A 17,014-nucleotide genomic window follows, 5' to 3' on the forward strand; every position below is an offset into this window, starting at 1 on the left:
GGGCGACCGCGGCGCGCAGAAGAAGCACGTCGCCGCGCTGGAGAAGTCTGGTCCGCGTCAATGTTCGTCCTCGTCGGATGTGTCTGGTCCTGCGAGCCGGGAACTTCCGGCCCGCAGGAACAGGCTCTGTTGAGTGGGATCAGTCGCTGGTGCAGGAGGACGCGCATGACGACTCGCAGCCGTCGCTGGTGTCGCAGTTGGCCGGCACCGAACGCGGAGCGTCGGTGATCGTGACCTCGAGCTGCCAGTCCTCGTCCGAGAACGGCAAGAGGTCGGTGGCCGGCCCAGTGGTCGCAGTGGCCTGTTCGTCCATCTGGACTGTCATCTAATGCCTCCGAGATGTTGGTTGGGACTGCTCGCACATCGCGCGAACAGGGGTGTGGAACCCATGCGCGGCAGTGGCTAGCAACGGGGCTGCCGCGCATGGGAGTCAGGTGTGGTTGCCCAGAGAATGGGCGGCGGCGGTGACCTGGGGAAAATCGCGGCGATCAAGGTGGGTACGACATGGCGGATACAGTGACAGTCGCCAGGGATTTCCGACTTCCCGAGAAGGACGCGCGGAGCTGTGTTCGCCCGACGCCGGGCGGAGCCACAAGCTGTTGTCGCTCAGTACAGGTCCAACAGTCGGTGCTGGCGAGCGCATCACGACGCGTCGTCCCCCATCAGATCGAGGATCGAGAGGATGGCCAGGCCAAAGCGGACGACGTGGCCCTGTGCGTGCTCAGGGCACGGGTGCTCGGCACTCACATCGATAACGCGCCGTATCTCATCGATCGGGTACGGCTTCACGAGGTAGGGCACGATCTCCACGAGCTTGGTGGTCGTCTTCCGGAACCCATCCGCGATGACCCCGACCTCGTCTGGGTCAGGTCGCGAGAACTCCCCGAGAACGGCTTCCAGGTCGTCGTACAGCTCCTCGCTGATCGCCTCGCGTGCTAGAGAGCGGCGCAGTGAGAAGAGGACCACGCCCAGCGTGGCGTCATCGGTGGAGCACCGTCCGGTCAGCTCAGCGGCGACCTCGCGCGTCACTGCGACCATCAAGATCCCCCTTTGGGGATCGCGAAGGAGCACCACGTCGTCGTCCCGTCGGGACTGACACCCCACTCTTTCGCAAGCGCGCCGACGAGTAACAACCCGCGGCCGCTCTCAGCAGATTCACCCGCTTCGCGGAGCCGGGCCGGTGTCGAGTTTCCGTCAGTGACCTCGATGCGTAGTTCGTTGTCGGTGTTCGTCACCCGGAATCCGACCGGCTTCCCTTGGCCATGTCGCACGGCGTTGGTGACCAGTTCCGAGACGGCCAGAGTGGCTGAGTCACACAGTCCTGTCAGGTCCCAGAGGTGTAGGTGGGCCGACACGATCCGTCGCATGTGCCCGACGCGGAAGTCAGCAGGAAGGAAATCGACCTCGAAGCCGCGTACAGCTGCGTGATCTGAGTCGGCTGAGGCATTAGCTGTGATGGTCGTCAATGACGTGACGGGGACCGTCGCGGTTCGTCCGGTCGTCATCCCGCCTCCGAGAGCATGGGCGGAAGGACCGTCTCCGGGGCAGGCTCGAATCCTTGCGGCATGGGGAAGCGGGGATGTCCCAGGGCACGCCAGCAGAGCCGATCACCGGCGAAGGCGCGGCGCCCGTGCAGCCAGCGTTCGTTATCGAGCAGATAGCCCTGGCCGGGCGCCAATGGCAGAGGGATCTGATGGCGTATGGCTGCGGTCCTCAGCTGAGGGACATAGGGCTGAACGATCGGGCTCCAGTGTGAGAGCCCGTCAAACCGCACACGAACCGATACACGCTGATCACGATGGACGGTGAACACCTGTGTGGCGTGACCGTCTCCGGCTCCGAAGAACGCTGTCCGGGGCTGTGACAGCGTCAGCCCGGCCTCCCACCCACCGATGAACAGGCCGGCGTGAACGGCCCGCCCGTCGGTGAGCAGGGGCTCCCCGCCTGTCACCGCAGCTTGTCCGCACACGAGAAGCATCAGACGGGGTGGAGCGGGTGTGCCAGAACGTTCGGTGTGTGGATCGAGATCACCGTTGCCAAATCCAGCGAAACCCGCTCGGTTGATGTGTCGGCGGGTGTCACGGATGGTCGTGAGGCCGTCCGAGTCGCTGTCGCGGTGCGGTACGAGGTTCATGATCCGGTTGGCGAAGGCGATCACGGCGTTGCGCGAGGTGAGGCCATCGAGCGTGACCAGGCCCGTGTCCCGCAGCTGTGCCGCGAGCATCGAATCGGCCCCCGGCGCCGCGAGGTCGATGTGGTGGTGCGCGAAAGCGTCGGCATACAGCTGAGGGGCTCGGCGCATCACGGATCTCCTTCGCCACGGTTGGGTGCTCCCACTGTTCGGAGTCACGGAGCATGAGGTAAAGCGACAGATTGTCGACTCGGGCAATTCGCCCATGAAGGACGGCGGTTGCGGCAAGCGTGGTACGTTCCGAGCGCCCCCGGCCATCCGCGTAATCCGAGGAGAGCGATGGCGAACACGCCCCCCACCTGGCCCGTCTCCGTCAAGGGCGTGGCTTTGGACAGCCGTCGACGCGTACTGCTGCTGAAGAACGAACGCGAGGAATGGGAACTGCCCGGCGGCCGCCTCGAAGCAGGCGACCCCACACCGGAGTTGACGGTGGAAAGGGAGATCGAGGAGGAGACTGGCTGGGCGGTGAAAGCGGGCCATCTCCTCGACGTGTGGATCTACCAGCCCTTGCCCGAGACTCTGCCGGACCGGCGGGTGGTGATCGTCACCTACGGCTGCACTGTGCTCAGCCCGGACAGGGAGCCCGTGGTGAGTAACGAGCACAAGGAGATCGGCCTGTTCGCCGCGGAGGATGTGCCCGGCCTGACCATGCCGGACGGGTACAAGCAGTCCATCGCCACGTGGTACGAGCGGATGTAACCGGCCGTGGCCAGAGGGGAGGTGGCGCGCCGGGCGCAGCACGTCCTGTGGCGCTGGGCCACGCCCCAGGCGGAGGCGATCCTCGCCACGCGCGACCTCGGTGCCATCCTGCGCTTCCACCGCAGCGTGCACGGCATGAACCAGACCGAACTCGGACTGGTGCTCGGGTACGACAAGACGTACATCTCCCATCTCGAACTCGGCAAGCGCAGCCTGGACGACATCGGCTCCCGCCGGCACATCGCCGAATCCCTGAGGCTTCCCCCGCACGTCCTTGGCGTCACGGACCCGGCCGACACCGACCACCGCGCCATGCTGCAGTTCGGCGAGTCCACTGTCCGCCTGGCCGAGATCGCGCGACAGTCCGGCCACGCCTCTGAAGCCGTCGCTGAACTGTGGCCGCTGGTCGCCCGGTTGGAGGCCCGAGTGGAGGACGGACACACGGAGCGGGATGTTCTTCGCCTCCTCGCCCGCGCCCGCGTCGGCCTCGGCGTCGCCCTGGGGAACGTCCTGCCGGAGGAGCGGCTGAGCACCGCTGCCCGCTGGACTGCCAAGAGCATCGACGTCGCCCAATACTTCGACGACGCTGCCTTCACCTCCTACGTTCTGCGCATGCACGGCAACGAACTGCGCAAAGCCCGCATCCACGGCGCCGCCGTCGACCGTCTGCAGCGCGCCGTCGCCTTGGCACCCGATCCAGAGGCCCGCGCCGCTGCTCTCCCCCTGCTCGCCCGCGCTGCCGGCGCCATCGGCAATCGACCGCTGTTCGACCGCGTGATGCGGGAGACGGGCCAGCTCCTCGACCAGACCGAACACACGTCGCTGTTCAATCCGTATGCCCTGCACGAGATCCGGCTGCGGGGTCTGATCTCCACCGGCCGGGCGGAAGCCGCCGTGGCCCTGGTCGAGAAGGGAAGTCCAGTGCCGACAAGCACGGTCGCCCCGCAATGGCGCGTCATCGAGCTCATCACAGTGGCGCGAGTACGGCTGGCCGCCGACGACTGCGGCGGCGCTGCTGAGTCCCTCAACACAGCGATCGACGAAGCTGTCCGCCAGCGTCTTCCCCACCAGTTGCAGCGCATCGTGCGCGCGGCGGACCCTTGGCTGCCGGAGATCAAGGAAGCCGCGGAGCATGCCCTCAACCGGATCCGGCAGGAGATAGCGGCCTAACTCGATCTCGTCCCAGAGCAGCGCCGGCTGGCCTCGGTCACCCGACTTCAGGAACGTCGTCATGCCCCTATCGCATCGCGCGACCAAGCCGTCTACCAGGGGAATCCAGAGGGGGAAAAGTCTGTCAAGGGGGAAACTCCAAGGGGGAGTTGGGGCCATGATTGGATTCCATCCACGACAGAGGTCACACTCATGCCAGATCCGTTCGCCGAACTGTTGCTCCGGCTCCGGAAGGACGCAGGCCGGACGCAAGAGCAGCAGGCAGACGCGATCAACGCCGTCTCTGGCCGGGACACCATGACCCGCCGAGAGATCAGCCGCTATGAGAAGTTTGAGAACGTCCCTACGAACCACACACTCGCCCACATCGCGGTGGCCTGCGGCGTCCCCTACGAAGAATTACTGCGGGAGGCCAAGGCCGCCCGCGCCCGACGGAGGAGGGGGACTGCTCGTGAAGAGGAGGACCAGGACGACGTGAAGCGCCGCAAGCTGCTGGGTAGCGCCGCCATTGGCGTAAGCGCGGCTGCCGAGCCCTGGGGGCGGCTTGCCTTCGCTCTCAGCAAGAGCTCCCGCATCGACACGCCCGCTGCCGTCGCGCTCATCAACCGCGCTGCTGACCTGCACGTCCAGGAACTCAACCTCAGTGCCCGCCGCCTGCAGAACACCGTTGAGTCGCACCTCGACGCCATCACCGCAGCCCTGCCTCACGCCGGCGAGCACGAACGGGCTCTCACCATCGCCGCCGGGGAAACCGCCGCCCTTGCCGGATGGGTGGCCTGGGACCTGGGCGAGTACGGCAAGGCTGGCGCCTACTACAAAGTCACCACTGAGTGCGCGGCGAAGGCCGGGCATCCTCCCCTCAGAGCATTGGCCCTCACCTACGCCAGCTACGGGGCTCCGACACCGAAGAGGAAACTGCAACTCCTGTCCCAGGCCTCCCAGGATGTGCGCGGCCACGGCAACGCCACGGCCGCAGCCTGGGTCCTCGGAAGACACGCGGAGGAAGCTGCTGCGGTCGGCGACGAGACAGGGGCGCTGCGTGCGCTTGACCGAGCACGCTTCGCCTACGACTTCGCGGATCACGCCAGCGAGCAGGCATGGGTCCGCTTCGTGACGCCGTACCGGATGGATTCGTTGGCTCTTTCCGTGTACGGGCAGCTGGGGCGCTCCGAACTCACCGCTGCCGCCGACACCGCAGTCGGCCGCCTCGGGGACGACCTACCGGACGGCGGCGTCGTAGTCCTCGGCGATCTCGCTTCGGCCCTGCTACGAGGAGGCGACGTCGAACAAGGCGTCTACGTATCGCGCCAGTTCACGGCCGCCTCACAAGCCAAGCCCAACACGATGGGCAAGGAACGCGCCGCGACAATCGCGGAGTGGCTCCCTGACAGCGAGCGGGAGCTCGCCCATCACTTGCGGCAGTTCGCGTCCTGAACCGATCCCCTCACTCGGGACACGGACAAGCTGAGAACACGGACGCGGTCGCGCAGGACCTCGCTCGTCAGTCCCGCGTTGTCTCCTCAACAACCCACGACAGGTAAGCCTCCGACCCGCCGGTCACAGGCAGTGTGATCCACTGAGGGACGTCGTACGGGTGCTTCTCGGACAGCCACGCCTCCAGCTGCGGGAGACGGTCTGTCGTCGTCATGTACGAGACACGCCACTCCCGGGCGGTCTCGACCTCGTTCTTCCACCAGTAGACGGCAGTGATCGGCCCGTCGATGTGAACACCGGCTGCCAACTTACTCTCAACCGCGCCCCGTGCCAGCGCCCTTGCCTGGCCCTCGTCGTCGATGGTCGTCTGCGCGATCACAATCTCGTTGGCCATGCAACTACCTCTCCAGCTCGGTGTACCACGACCCTACCCAGCCGCCTCTGAACACCGCCTCAGGCACAATCCAAGGCGTCCTGCCGCACCGACTACTGATCTCGGCTCGTTAGGGTGATGTTTGCCGAACGTCCTGATGTGGGTGTGGAGTTGCCGGTAGTCCGTGGTGCGTGAGATATACGGATGGGGGCGGGCTGTCGCCTGTAGCACGGCGGCGCCGGGAAGCGGTGCGGATGCAGGCGGCGGAGCTGTTCGCGCAGCAGGTCAAACCGCCCGAGGTGGCCCGGCAGCTGCGTGTGAGTGTGAAGTCGGCTTACCAGTGGCAGCAGTTGTGGCGGCAAGGTGGTGCCGACGCGCTGCTTTCCCGAGGGCCGAGCGGGGGCCGGTGTCGCCTCTCGCCACGCTGTCTGGAGAAGCTCGCCGGGTATCTCGAGCAGGGACCGGCCGCGCACGGCTGGATTGAGGACCAGGTGTGGACGGCTGCACGCGTGGCCACGCTGATCGGCAGGAAGTTCCACGTCTCCTACAGCGTCTCGGGCGCGACGAGGCTGATGCGCCGACTCGGCTTCACTCCGCAGATGCCCGCACGCAGGGTGGCCGAGCGCGACGAAGAGGCCGTGACCGGCTGGAAGGAGGCGACCTGGGCGGAGGTAAAAGGGCCCGGGCGGCCTGCGGGGGCTACATCTGCTTCGAGGACGAGGCGGGCTTCACCCGTCGGCCGCCCAAAGGACGCACCTGGGGCCGGCGGGGCCGCACCCCGGTCGTGACGGTGAGCGGGCGGCGCTCGGGGCGCCTGTCGGTGGCCGGGCTGATCGCGTGGCGCCCGGGCTCCCGCACCCGGCTGTGTCACCGTCTGCGCACCCATCCCGCGGGCAAAGGCAAGCGCCGCAGCATGGGCGAGCGTGACTTCATCGCACTGATCGACGGCGTCCACCAGCTCGTCAAGGCGCCGATCGTGCTGGTGTGGGACCGGCTCAACACCCACGTCTCCCACGCCATGCGTGAGCTGATCGCCGAGCGTGAATGGCTGACGGTGTTCCTGCTGCCCGCGTACTCACCCGACCTCAATCCCGTCGAGGGCGTGTGGGCACACGTCAAACGCAGCCTGGCCAACCTCGCCGTCGTCGCCCTCGACCGCCTGGAAGCGCTCGTCCGCAACCGGCTCAAACGCCTCCAGTACCGGGCCGACACCCTCGACGGCTTCATAGCGGGCACCGGCCTGACTCTCGACGAGCCAGCATCACCTTGACGAGCCGAAGTCAGTAATAGCCCACACGCGAGCAACGGGTCGTTGGCCTGAAGCGGGAAGGTTTCCGCCTCTGCGATGGGGGTGTCGGCGACGGCCGAACGCTGGCTCTGTCAAGATTTCCGTGAAGCCGATCATGCTTCCGTGCGCCGGTGACGCTCCGTTACAGACGGCGTGACACTCGTCGAGTGTGGGGAGCTTCTGCAGGCGGTGTTACCGCACGTGGGCGGGGTGCTCGTGGAGCAAGTGAACCCCGAGCGCGGGGTGTTACGCATCGTGGCCAGAACCTCCGAGTCGGTACCGGTGGCGTGCCCAGACTGCGGGACACCGTCGAGGCGGCGCCACAGCGGCTACCAGCGCCGCCTCGGCGACGGTGCGGTCGGCGGCCGCCAGGTGTGCATCGAGCTGACGGTGCGCCGTCTGTTCTGCGATGCCTCCGGGTGCGCACGGGTGACGTTCGCCGAGCAGGTGGGTGGACTGACCGTGCGCTACGGGCGGCGGACACCGCAGCTGGGGAACCTGCTGGGCGCGATCGCGGTGGCCCTGGCCGGCCGGTCCGGTGAACGCCTGGCGGCCCGGCTGCCCGCGCCGGTCAGCCGGACCACTCTGCTGTCCTTGGTGATGGCGCTGCCGGATCCGCCCGCTGCCACGCCCCGGGTGCTCGGGGCCGACGAGTTCGCCTGGCGCAAGGGCCGCCACAATTGCGGCACGGTGCTGGTCGACGGCGAGACCCGCGCTCCCGTCGACCTGCTGCCCGAGCGGGAGGCGGCCACGTTCGCTGCCTGGCTCACCGCGCATCCCGGCGTTGAGATCATCTGCCGCGACCGGGGCGGCGCCTACGCCGAGGGTGGCCGCACCGGCGCCCCCGGCGCCGTCCAGATCGCTGATCTGTGGCATGTCTGGCACAACCTCTCCGAGGCCATCAAACGCCTGGTCAGCAAGCACAGTATGTGCCTGTGCGGCCCCGAAGCCGCTCCGGGCATGGCGCCCGAGGTCCTGCACCCGTCCGCCTCACAGGGCGGTCGTCTGACCGTCAGGGTCGAGCAGCATCACACGGCCGTGCACGCCCTCCTCGACGAGGGCCTGAGCATGCGGGCCATCGGCCGTCGACTGGGGCTGGCCCGCAACACCGTCCGACGCTACGCCCGGGCCGACACCTGGCAGGAACTGGCCACCGGCCGGTGGCAGAACCTCCCTAGCATCCTCGACCCCTACAAGCCCTACTTGCACCGGCGTTGGAACGAAGGTCACACCGACGCCTCCAAACTCCACGCCGAACTACGCGAGCAGGGCTTCACCGGCTCCTACTCCGTAGTGCGCGACCTTCTTCCCGCGGTGGTGCGTGTGTGGAGCCGAGAAGCATCTGGATATCGTCGGCGATTCCTGCCGTGTTGGTCAGGCCGAAGCCCACGCGCTGTAGCAGGCACCCGTGCAGCAGGGCCATCACCGCCCTTGCTCCGCGCTCGGGATCCACGGCGACGGGGACGGCGCCGGCGGCCTGGCCGCGGCGAAGGGCGTCGGTGATGCTGGCCAGCATCCCTTGGAAGCCCTCGACGGCGCGGGTGCGCACCGTCTCGTTGCGCAGCAGTTCTGACCAGCTCTGTACCCCACAGCGCAGCAGTTCCTCGACCGGCACCTCAGCCCCGGCGGGATCGATGATGGTTTCGGTGCTCAACGCGTCGAGGGAGGCGGCCACCAACTCCGCCGGGGAGGCGTGGTCGGTTGTCGCCGCCAGCTGCTGGACCGGGGCGAAGACGAGGCGGAAGGCGTCTTCCGCGATGGTGAGGATGATCTCTTCCTTGTTCGCGAAGTACCGGTAGGCCGCCCCGGCGGACACACCGGCCTCCGTGGCGATGTCGGGCATGGAGGTCTGGTGGAAACCGTCACGCGAGAAGCAGCGACGCGCGGCCGCCACGATCTGTGCCCGTCTGGCCTCGCGACGCTCAGGGGTGATGCGTGGCATGATCCACCTCCAACGTAAATGGCCATTCACCTTGACAGTCCCGGCTCGCCGACCCCACTCTAAACGTGAAAGGTCATTCACGGAAGTGAGAGGTCCCTGATGAGTACACCCCTGCGCGTCGCCGCCTACACCTACGAGCACACGGAGGCGCTGTTCGACGGCCGCGTTTCGATCGACGGGGTTGACGCCACCTACGAGACGGCCTCGCTGGTGTCGGACATCTTCCAGCGCACGATCGAGGGCCGTTACGACGTGGCCGAGTTCGGCCTGACCTACTTCCTGCGCACCTTCGACCTCGAGGACTCGCGGTTCCTCGCGCTGCCCATCTTCCCGAACCGCAACTTCCGGCACTCGGCCGTCTTCGTGAACACCGCGGCGGGGATCGAGAAGCCGCAGGACCTCGCGGGCAAGACGATCGGCGAGTTCGCGATGTTCGGGCACGACCCCGGCGTGTGGATGAAGGGCATCTTCTCCGACGAGTATGGCCTGACGCCTGATCAGTCCCGCTGGGTCATCGGGGGCACCGATCACCCCATCCCCTCCTTCGACTGGGTACCACAGCCGGTGCCGGAGGGGGGGATGTGCGGCACGCGGCGGAGGGGGAGACCCTGGGCGCGATGCTGGAGTCCGGCGAGATCGACGCGCTGATCTCGGTCGACGTCCCCCAGGCCCTGCTCAATGGCTCGACGAAGATCGCCCGGCTGTTCCCGGAGTACGAGAGCGTGGAGCGCGACTACTACCGGCGCACCGGGATCTTCCCCGCCATGCACATCGTCGCGGTTCCCCGGGAGCTGGCGACGCAGAACGACCTGATGATCTCGATCTACCGCGCCTTTTGCGAGGCTAAGGAACTCACCCAGCAGAAGTACCGCAACGGTGCCCTGAAGCAACACATGGGCGTCATCACTCCGTGGTTCAGCAAGCACTTCGAGGAGAACCGGCAGCTCCTCGGTGAGGACTGGTGGCCCTACGGCCTCGAAGCGAACCGCAAGGTCGTCGACACGTTCCTGCGCTACCACCACGAACAGGGCCTCTCCAAGCGCCTGCTCACCAGCGAGGACATCATCGTCCCGGCGCTGCTCGGCACCTGAGCGGCACGGACACCCAGTCGGCGGGAGAGGACACCCTTATGGCCTACGCCGAGATGGCCGCGGTCGGCCTGCTCGTCGGGGCGCTCCACGCGCTCGCTCGCATCAAGTCGCCCGCGCTCCGTTGATCGCCATGGTGGGCCTCGGCGGCATGCTCATCACCGCAACCTGGTGGAGCACCTTGTGACGGCACGCGCCCGCCAGACCGTCGGCTACCTGCTGTCACTGATCGCGGGAATCCTCGCAGGAGCGGTGTTCGCACTGTTGCACACGCCGATCCCGGTGCCGCCGCTGATCGGCCTGACGGGACTGCTCGGGATCGCCGTCGGCGAGAGCGGCATGGCCCGGGTCCTTGCGTCCGTGCGATCCACGAGCGCGAACGGCCGACAGAGCAACCGGGCCGACCGGGCTGCGCGTCCCGGCGATGGCTAACGGCAGCGAATTGTCCTGGCGCCAAGGGCCGCACGCTCCGAGCCATGGACGCGACCAATTACCAATCCCAAGGTGAGGCAACGGCATGAGAATCATCGGCTTGGAGGAACACTTCGTCATCGAGGAGGTCCTCGACGCCTCGCGGGCCCGGCTGCTGAGGAACTGCTGGCCAGCCGGATCGGCGAGGACACCCTGAACTGGCTCAAGACCAACTTCTTCAAGACCGAACTCGAACTCGGCCACTGCCTGCGGGCGCCCGCCGAAGGCCCCTGCGAGTGCGACCTCTACCTCCGCTGCTCGAAGTTCCTCACCACCAGCGAGTACGCACCGCGACTGCGGTCCAGGCTCGCCCGTGAACAGCAGCTCGCCCAGGATGCAGTTGAACGCGGCTGGCCGCGCGAGGTCGAACGACACAACGCCATCGCCTCCCGGATCGGGCAGCTTCTCACTGACCTCGGCGAATCTCAGGACACAGAAACCACTCCGGATAGCGCGGCAGGTCACCTACCATGCGGCAGTGGATCGTGACTGGATGCGGCAACAGCTCGAAGCTTTTGACAACCTGGCCATGCGCTACGAAAACAGCGCCAGGCCCGGCGACTACATCGGGGACGAGGCTCTCCTGGAGCAACTGCATCGATCTGAACCCACGATCAAGCAGATTCTGCGACGCCTTGACCCTCAACTCGCGCAAGAAATAAACGTCGACGCGATGGCGGGAGAGTCACACGCCCGGAGCCAAGTGCAGCGAGGGCTGGGCATCCTCACTGACATGGACGAATGGGCAGCCAGGCTGGCGCCCGACGCTCCGTCCCTTCCGGCCGACCAGTTCCACCCCTGGGTCTGGGACGCAGCCCGCACCTTCTGGGACTCTCAGCACTACCGCGCAGCCGTGCACGCAGCCGCCAGCGCGATCAACGCTCACCTCCAGGCGAAGCTCGGGCGCCGAGACGTTGCTGACGACAAGCTCGTGCAAGAGGCATTCAGCGACAAACCAGCCGAGCCCGGCAAGCCTCGGCTCCGTGTCCCCGGCGACGCGACGAGTCCTACCGTCCAGAGTCGGCAACGCGGTGCCCTGCAACTCGGGCTCGGATCGTTCTTCGCGATCCGCAACCCCGCCGCACACGAGACGGGCGAGTGGACAGAGCAGGAATCACTGGAACAACTGGCCACCCTCAGCGTCCTTGCCCGCCTCATCGACAGCTGCCAAGTGTCCAGATAAAAGTTGATGTGCCGGTCCTTGAGCGGAGAGAGGCGGGCGACGTCCTCGTCCTTGATCTTGTGGCCCTCGGCGCGGAGCTGGGCGACGGCGGCGTCCAGGTAGCGGGTGTTCCAAAGGACGACGGCGTTTGAGGACGAGGCCGAAGGCGGCGAGCTGGTCCTCCTGGCCCTCGCGGTACGCCTAGCGGATCTGGCCGCGACTGCCGTGGCAGATCGCGCGGGCCAGACGGTGGCGGGACTCCTGCACGGTCAGCTGCCGGTTCATCAGCCGGCGGTAGGTGTCGTCGACCGGGTCGACCAGAGCGCTGGGTCCCCTGCAACCTACTGACGCACGGTCACCGACCGGCGGGTGCCTCCAGCCACGCCGATCACGACGGCGATAGCTCGCCGCTACTCCCGGGCGAGCGCCGTTCGTCCCCGGATCCGCATCGCCGCGGTGGCCGGACTGCACAGACCTGAAATGACTTCGGTCACTTCGCCGGGGTTCACAGATTGCAGTACCGCAGGACCACGGGCCTTCACTCGATCAAGAACAGTGTCCCGTCTACATCCATGCACACGAGAGTTACGGGGGCTCCCGGAACGGTCGACCTACAGCCATGCGGCGGGAGCAGTGGCTACAGCCAGCACCAGTTCGTAGCAGCAGCCGTAGGCGATGCCTGCAACCCGCGCTTCGGTCACCGCCGATGGACCGCTAGCGCTGGGGCGGTGGGGAGCACTCTGCTTGTCAAGCACTCTCAGTAGACCTACTCGGATCACCGCCACGTCTGCGGGGGTGATCCGTCTCGCCACGGTCGGCACCACGACCCGTGGGGCGCCCCCGCCGACACAGGGGTCCGTGGGCGCCTGCCTCCGCCGAGTACTTGCGCGACGCGTCCTCACCGACGCGGTTCCGACGCGAGCACCCACCGGCGTCACCGGATATCAGAAATTCCCGGCCCGACCAAGTTGCCCTTTCTCCGGATTCTCATCCTGTCGCAGCCGCACCGAAGGCAGGAGCACAGTCATGTCGCAGCCGAATCACATAGTCGAGGCCGCCTTCCTGAACCTCCCGAAGGCCGCTGAGTATCTCGGCATCTCCCCCAACACCCTTTATGTCTGGCGCCATCGCCGCCAAGGCCCGCCGAGCTTTCGGATGGGGCGCCGCGTGATGTACCGCATCGCCGCTCTCGACGCGTGGGTGCAAGCCCAGGAACAGGCCGACTCCCGGTCCAACTCTGCTCTCAACCCTCTTGCGCAGAAGCCTCAACGCCGCGCCAAGCCCCGCGAGTAGCCGCCTTTCGAAAAGACCAGGAAAAGAGCATCCGCGACCGGGATAAGCACCGGATGCGAAGTGCGTTGCCACCGACCACTACGCAACGCACGCAAGCATGGAGAACCACACTGAATGGCCGGTTACATAGAAGACCGCTGGCTCAAGAAGCGGCCCAACAAGAAGACCGGAAAACGCGAGCGCACCGCCCTGTACGGCAAGGGAAAGCGCTACCGGGTCAAGGGAATTCCCGGCGTCCAGGACCGCTCCTTCGAAACGAGCGAGGACGCCAAGCAGTGGCTCGCCACCTCCCAGACTGACTCCAGCCGTGGCGATTTCGTCGACGCACGCAGGGGCGAGATCCCGCTCACCGAGTACATCGTGGATCACTGGTGGCCAGGCCGAGCCGACGAGCCCTCAACCGCAGGGCCCTTGGGCAGCCGTATCTGGAACCACATCATCCCGCTGGTGGGCGACCTCCCTCTGCGTGACATCGACGCAGCGGCCCTGCGCTCTTTCAAAGCCTCGCTGCTCTCCCGTGTCGAGGAGACAACGGCGGAGGTGATCTGGGGGCATCTGTCGTCGATCCTCAGCAGCGCAGTGGACGACCAGCGCCTGGTACGCAACCCCATGAAGGCCAAGAACAGCGTCAAACCCCCGCGCCCCACCGAGAAGAAGGCCAAGGCCTGGGCTCGTGAGGTTGTCGACGCCGTTCGGGCGGGCCTCCAGGAGCGCTACCGGTTCGCTGTCGATCTGGGCATCGGGCTGGGGCTCCGTCAAGGGGAGGCCTTCGGTCTCGCCCAGGAGGACTTCGACTTCAATGCGAGTGTCGTCTACGTGCGACGCCAGCTGAAGTGGGACATCAAGGGACGTCCCTACTTTTCGCTCCCCAAGGGGCGTAAGACCCGCGACGTACCTCTTCCGCCCAACCTCGCCATGCGGGCACGCGAGCACTTTCGGCGCTTTCCTTCGACGCCCTGCACACTGCCCTGGCGCAACCCCGAGCCACCGGCCACCGCCCTGGAGGAGCGTCAGCGGAAGCCGATCACGGTGAATCTGGTCCTTACCACCTCGCACGGCAACCGGATCTACTACCGCACTTGGAACGACCGCAGCTGGAAGCCTGCCCTCGTCGATGCCGGCATCATCAAGCCTGTCGGGGAAAAGGTGCGGCGCGACGGAGGCCGCATACGTCGCGTCCCTATCTACGCCGCCCCGCGAGAGGACATGTTCCACGTCCTTCGGCACACCTACGCGAGCGTACAGCTGGAAGCCGGCGAGTCGATCGTCAGCCTGTCGAAGTGGCTCGGGCACTCGACCTCGAAGGTCACCCTCGACCACTACGCTCACTTCATGCCCGGCGCAGGTCAGCGCGGTCTCGTCGCCATGGACTCCTGGCTGGAGGACCACTCCCAGCCGAAAGTCCCTGAGAAGTCCCTACTCGCTGAGTGGGTCAAGAATATTCCCACGAACTTGCAGGTCAAGGGACCAGTCGAACAGGGCGCCCCCTTGTCGGTCAAGTACAAGGAGACGGCACGGGGCGGGCTCGCCGTGAATGTCATCGAGTGCTGAGAGCGCGGGCGCTGCAGGAAGTCGAACCAGGAGTTGAGGCCATGGGACGTGTCACCGAACGCCGACGCGTACTGCGCATCCGAAGCGGAGCGCACAGCACCCGACCCGACACCCTGGTCGCGGAGGAACCGCTGGAGATCCGCCTCAACGGCAGACCCCTCGCGATCACGATGCGCACACCCGGCGACGACTTCGCCCTGGCCGCGGGCTTCCTGGTGAGCGAGGGAGTCCTGGCCCGGGCCGACGAGGTGGCGAACATCGTCTACTGCCCGGGCGCCACCGCCGACGGCTCGAACACGTACAACGTCGTAGACGTACAGCTCACCCCCGGAGTGCCCGTCCCCGACATCACGCTCGAACGGAACGTCTACACCTCCTCCTCCTGCGGACTGTGCGGCAAGGCGAGCCTGGACGCCGTACGGACCACCGCGCGATGGCCGATCGCCGACACACCCCCGGTCCGCGTCACCCCCGCCCTGCTGTCCGCCCTGCCCGACCGACTCCGCGCCGCCCAGCGGGTGTTCGACCGCACCGGCGGCCTGCACGCCGCCGCGCTCTTCTCACCCGAGGGCGAACTGCTGGACCTGCGCGAGGACGTCGGCCGGCACAACGCCGTCGACAAGCTGATCGGCCGCGCGCTCCGGTCCGGCCGACTCCCGCTGTCCCGGAGCATTCTGCTGGTGTCCGGACGGGCCTCCTTCGAGCTCGCGCAGAAGGCCGTCATGGCAGGCATCCCGCTGCTGGCGGCGGTCTCCGCGCCGTCATCCCTCGCGGTGGACCTGGCGGCGGAGACCGGGCTCACGCTCGTGGGCTTCCTGCGCGGTGCCTCCATGAACGTGTACGCGGGCGAGCAGCGCGTCGATCTCACCGCCGAGGCCGTGGCGTGACCCCGCGCGCACCGCTGCACGGCGGCACCCTGCTCGTCCCGCCCCGGCAGCGACTGCCCGGCGCCCCCGGTCGCCCCCGCCGCGTCGCCATGCTCAGCGTGCACACCTCCCCGCTGCACCAGCCGGGCACCGGCGACGCGGGCGGCATGAACGTCTACATCGTCGAGCTCGCGGGGCGCCTCGCCGCCCTCGGCATCGAGGTGGAGATCTTCACCCGGGCCACCTCCGCCGCCCTTGCGCCCAGCGTCGAACTCGCGCCCGGGGTCCTGGTGCGGCATGTGGCCGCCGGACCCTACGAGGGCCTGGCCAAGGAGGACCTGCCCGCGCAGCTGTGCGCGTTCACCCACGGCGTGACCCAGGCCTGGGCCGGCCAGGTCGGCCGTCTCACCGCCGAGCGCTGGGGCGTCCCGCTCGTCCACGCCATGCACACCATGGCCAAGGTCAAGAACGCCGCCCTCGCCGACGGGGACACCCCCGAGCCCGCGCACCGTGTGCTCGGCGAGACCCAAGTCGCCCGCGCAGCCGACCGGTTGATAGCGAACACCCAGCAGGAGGCGGAGGAACTGCTCCACCACTACGACGCCGACCCCGACCGGGTGTCCGTCGTGCACCCCGGCGTCGACCTGGAACGCTTCCGCCCCGACGGGTCCGGAGTCGAGGCCGGCCGGGCAGCGGCCCGAGCGCGCCTCGGGCTGCCCGCGCACGCCCTCGTCCCCCTGTTCGTGGGCCGCATCCAGCCGCTGAAGGCGCCGGACGTCCTGCTGCGCGCGGTGGCCCGGCTGCTGGAGGAGCGGCCGCGGTTGCGGGAGCGGATCGTGGTGCCGGTCGTGGGCGGGCCGAGCGGCAGCGGCCTGGCCGAGCCGGAGGGCCTGCAGAAACTGGCGGCCCGCCTCGGCATCTCCGACGTCGTACTGTTCCGGCCGCCCGTGGATCAGGGCCGGCTCGCCGACTGGTACCGGGCGGCATCCGTCCTGGTCATGCCCTCCTACAGCGAGTCCTTCGGCCTGGTCGCCGTCGAGGCACAGGCCTGCGGCACCCCGGTGATCGCCGCCGAGGTCGGCGGTCTGCCCGTGGCGGTACGGGACGGGGTGAGCGGCCTGCTCGTACCGGGCCACGACCCGGCCGACTACGCGCGGGCACTGCGCCGCTTCGCCGACGCCCCGGCCCTCTCCGTTCGCATGGGCGAGGCCGCGGCCCGCCACGCCCGCTCCTTCGGCTGGGACACGGCCGCGGCGGCGACGGCGGAGGTGTACACGGCGGCGATGCGTGAGCGCCGCCTTGTCGGCTAAGGACCCCTATGACGTGATCGACACGGACCGCACACCTCCAGTGCGAAAACGTCGGTTAGTGTGCATTGCTGAGTGACGCAAAGGGGGGTGCTTCTATCTGTTCGGTCAAGGTCTGTGGGCTTGGTCAGGCTGTTTGTTCGTGCCCGGGTTGGTAGAGGGTGCGGTGCTTGAGCATG

Annotated in this window: 20 protein-coding genes and 2 pseudogenes; 15 read left to right on the forward strand and 7 right to left on the reverse strand. The window is 67.5% G+C overall.

Annotated elements, in window-relative coordinates; all coding sequences use genetic code 11:
- Nucleotides 1-139 precede the first annotated feature (139 nt).
- The 4 genes from fxlA to ACFY1U_RS50120 form a co-directional block, all read right to left on the reverse strand.
- Nucleotides 140-325 carry an FxLD family lanthipeptide gene (gene fxlA / locus ACFY1U_RS50105; protein ID WP_390700796.1) on the reverse strand — a complete coding sequence of 62 codons (186 nt, stop codon included), beginning with the start codon at nt 323-325 and terminating at the stop codon, nt 140-142.
- Between the two features lie 317 nt (nt 326-642).
- Entirely contained in the window at nt 643-1,038 is a 396-nt protein-coding gene (locus tag ACFY1U_RS50110; protein ID WP_390700797.1) for a hypothetical protein, read from the reverse strand.
- Nucleotides 1,038-1,505, reverse strand: coding sequence for an ATP-binding protein (locus ACFY1U_RS50115; protein ID WP_390700798.1), 468 nt, complete (start codon nt 1,503-1,505; stop codon nt 1,038-1,040). The genes ACFY1U_RS50110 and ACFY1U_RS50115 overlap by 1 nt, the downstream gene beginning before the upstream one ends.
- A complete protein-coding gene (locus ACFY1U_RS50120; RefSeq protein WP_390700799.1) occupies nt 1,502-2,302 on the reverse strand; it encodes a TauD/TfdA family dioxygenase in 801 nt (266 codons plus the stop codon). The genes ACFY1U_RS50115 and ACFY1U_RS50120 overlap by 4 nt, the downstream gene beginning before the upstream one ends.
- Nucleotides 2,303-2,470: 168 nt before the next feature.
- Between ACFY1U_RS50120 and ACFY1U_RS50125 the strand changes: the two genes are divergently transcribed.
- The 3 genes from ACFY1U_RS50125 (at nt 2,471) to ACFY1U_RS50135 (ending at nt 5,494) form a co-directional block, all read left to right on the forward strand.
- Entirely contained in the window at nt 2,471-2,890 is a 420-nt protein-coding gene (locus ACFY1U_RS50125; protein ID WP_389088205.1) for an NUDIX domain-containing protein, read from the forward strand.
- 6 nt (nt 2,891-2,896) lie between these two features.
- Nucleotides 2,897-4,060: a helix-turn-helix domain-containing protein gene (locus ACFY1U_RS50130; RefSeq protein WP_390700800.1), complete on the forward strand. Its 1,164-nt coding sequence runs from the start codon at nt 2,897-2,899 to the stop codon at nt 4,058-4,060.
- Between the two features lie 192 nt (nt 4,061-4,252).
- Nucleotides 4,253-5,494, forward strand: a complete 1,242-nt coding sequence (locus ACFY1U_RS50135; RefSeq protein WP_390700801.1) for a helix-turn-helix transcriptional regulator — start codon at nt 4,253-4,255, stop codon at nt 5,492-5,494.
- Between the two features lie 67 nt (nt 5,495-5,561).
- Here ACFY1U_RS50135 and cutA read toward each other — a convergent pair whose 3' ends face one another.
- The gene (cutA, locus tag ACFY1U_RS50140) at nt 5,562-5,888 is read right to left on the reverse strand and encodes a divalent-cation tolerance protein CutA (protein ID WP_389088212.1); all 327 of its coding nucleotides are present in this window, start codon (nt 5,886-5,888) and stop codon (nt 5,562-5,564) included.
- 227 nt (nt 5,889-6,115) lie between these two features.
- Between cutA and ACFY1U_RS50145 the strand changes: the two genes are divergently transcribed.
- From ACFY1U_RS50145 to ACFY1U_RS50155, 3 genes are all read left to right on the forward strand, one after another.
- Nucleotides 6,116-6,655 (forward strand): winged helix-turn-helix domain-containing protein, encoded by a 540-nt coding sequence (locus ACFY1U_RS50145; RefSeq protein ID WP_389088215.1) that lies wholly within the window; start codon nt 6,116-6,118, stop codon nt 6,653-6,655.
- Nucleotides 6,571-7,137, forward strand: a complete 567-nt coding sequence (locus tag ACFY1U_RS50150) for a transposase (protein WP_389088347.1) — start codon at nt 6,571-6,573, stop codon at nt 7,135-7,137. The genes ACFY1U_RS50145 and ACFY1U_RS50150 overlap by 85 nt, the downstream gene beginning before the upstream one ends.
- A gap of 273 nt (nt 7,138-7,410) precedes the next feature.
- The gene (locus tag ACFY1U_RS50155; RefSeq protein ID WP_389088217.1) at nt 7,411-8,658 is read left to right on the forward strand and encodes an ISL3 family transposase; all 1,248 of its coding nucleotides are present in this window, start codon (nt 7,411-7,413) and stop codon (nt 8,656-8,658) included.
- On the opposite strand, the pseudogene ACFY1U_RS50160 reads toward ACFY1U_RS50155, so the two are convergent.
- Nucleotides 8,606-9,097 (reverse strand): annotated as a pseudogene (locus tag ACFY1U_RS50160) (TetR/AcrR family transcriptional regulator); the annotation flags it as partial. The gene ACFY1U_RS50155 and the pseudogene ACFY1U_RS50160 sit on opposite strands and share 53 nt — an antisense overlap.
- A gap of 99 nt (nt 9,098-9,196) precedes the next feature.
- On the opposite strand from ACFY1U_RS50160, the gene ACFY1U_RS50165 reads away from it, so the two are divergent.
- The 5 genes from ACFY1U_RS50165 (at nt 9,197) to ACFY1U_RS50185 (ending at nt 11,839) form a co-directional block, all read left to right on the forward strand.
- A complete protein-coding gene (locus ACFY1U_RS50165; RefSeq protein ID WP_389088219.1) occupies nt 9,197-9,745 on the forward strand; it encodes a hypothetical protein in 549 nt (182 codons plus the stop codon).
- Nucleotides 9,715-10,188, forward strand: coding sequence for a hypothetical protein (locus ACFY1U_RS50170; RefSeq protein WP_389088221.1), 474 nt, complete (start codon nt 9,715-9,717; stop codon nt 10,186-10,188). Before ACFY1U_RS50165 ends, ACFY1U_RS50170 begins: the two co-directional genes overlap by 31 nt.
- 180 nt (nt 10,189-10,368) lie before the next feature.
- Complete coding sequence (locus ACFY1U_RS50175; protein WP_389088223.1) at nt 10,369-10,617, forward strand: XapX domain-containing protein; 249 nt, start codon at nt 10,369-10,371, stop codon at nt 10,615-10,617.
- Between the two features lie 72 nt (nt 10,618-10,689).
- Nucleotides 10,690-11,145: a hypothetical protein gene (locus ACFY1U_RS50180; RefSeq protein WP_389088226.1), complete on the forward strand. Its 456-nt coding sequence runs from the start codon at nt 10,690-10,692 to the stop codon at nt 11,143-11,145.
- Nucleotides 11,135-11,839 (forward strand): TIGR02391 family protein, encoded by a 705-nt coding sequence (locus ACFY1U_RS50185; RefSeq protein WP_389088228.1) that lies wholly within the window; start codon nt 11,135-11,137, stop codon nt 11,837-11,839. The genes ACFY1U_RS50180 and ACFY1U_RS50185 overlap by 11 nt, the downstream gene beginning before the upstream one ends.
- A gap of 2 nt (nt 11,840-11,841) precedes the next feature.
- Here ACFY1U_RS50185 and ACFY1U_RS50190 read toward each other — a convergent pair.
- Nucleotides 11,842-12,142, reverse strand: a pseudogene (locus ACFY1U_RS50190) (Tn3 family transposase); the annotation flags it as partial.
- Nucleotides 12,143-12,844: 702 nt separating this feature from the next.
- Between ACFY1U_RS50190 and ACFY1U_RS50195 the strand changes: the two are divergent.
- From ACFY1U_RS50195 to mshA, 4 genes are all read left to right on the forward strand, one after another.
- Nucleotides 12,845-13,111, forward strand: a complete 267-nt coding sequence (locus ACFY1U_RS50195; RefSeq protein ID WP_389088230.1) for a helix-turn-helix transcriptional regulator — start codon at nt 12,845-12,847, stop codon at nt 13,109-13,111.
- A gap of 114 nt (nt 13,112-13,225) precedes the next feature.
- On the forward strand, nt 13,226-14,662 hold the full coding sequence (locus ACFY1U_RS50200; protein WP_389088233.1) for a tyrosine-type recombinase/integrase: 1,437 nt from the start codon (nt 13,226-13,228) through the stop codon (nt 14,660-14,662).
- Nucleotides 14,663-14,703: 41 nt separating this feature from the next.
- Nucleotides 14,704-15,549: a formate dehydrogenase accessory sulfurtransferase FdhD gene (gene fdhD, locus ACFY1U_RS50205; RefSeq protein WP_390700802.1), complete on the forward strand. Its 846-nt coding sequence runs from the start codon at nt 14,704-14,706 to the stop codon at nt 15,547-15,549.
- Complete coding sequence (gene mshA / locus ACFY1U_RS50210; protein WP_390700803.1) at nt 15,546-16,838, forward strand: D-inositol-3-phosphate glycosyltransferase; 1,293 nt, start codon at nt 15,546-15,548, stop codon at nt 16,836-16,838. Before fdhD ends, mshA begins: the two co-directional genes overlap by 4 nt.
- The last annotated feature ends 176 nt before the right edge of the window (nt 16,839-17,014 follow it).

This window comes from Streptomyces sp. NPDC001351, from assembly GCF_042896045.1.
GTDB lineage: Bacteria > Actinomycetota > Actinomycetes > Streptomycetales > Streptomycetaceae > Streptomyces.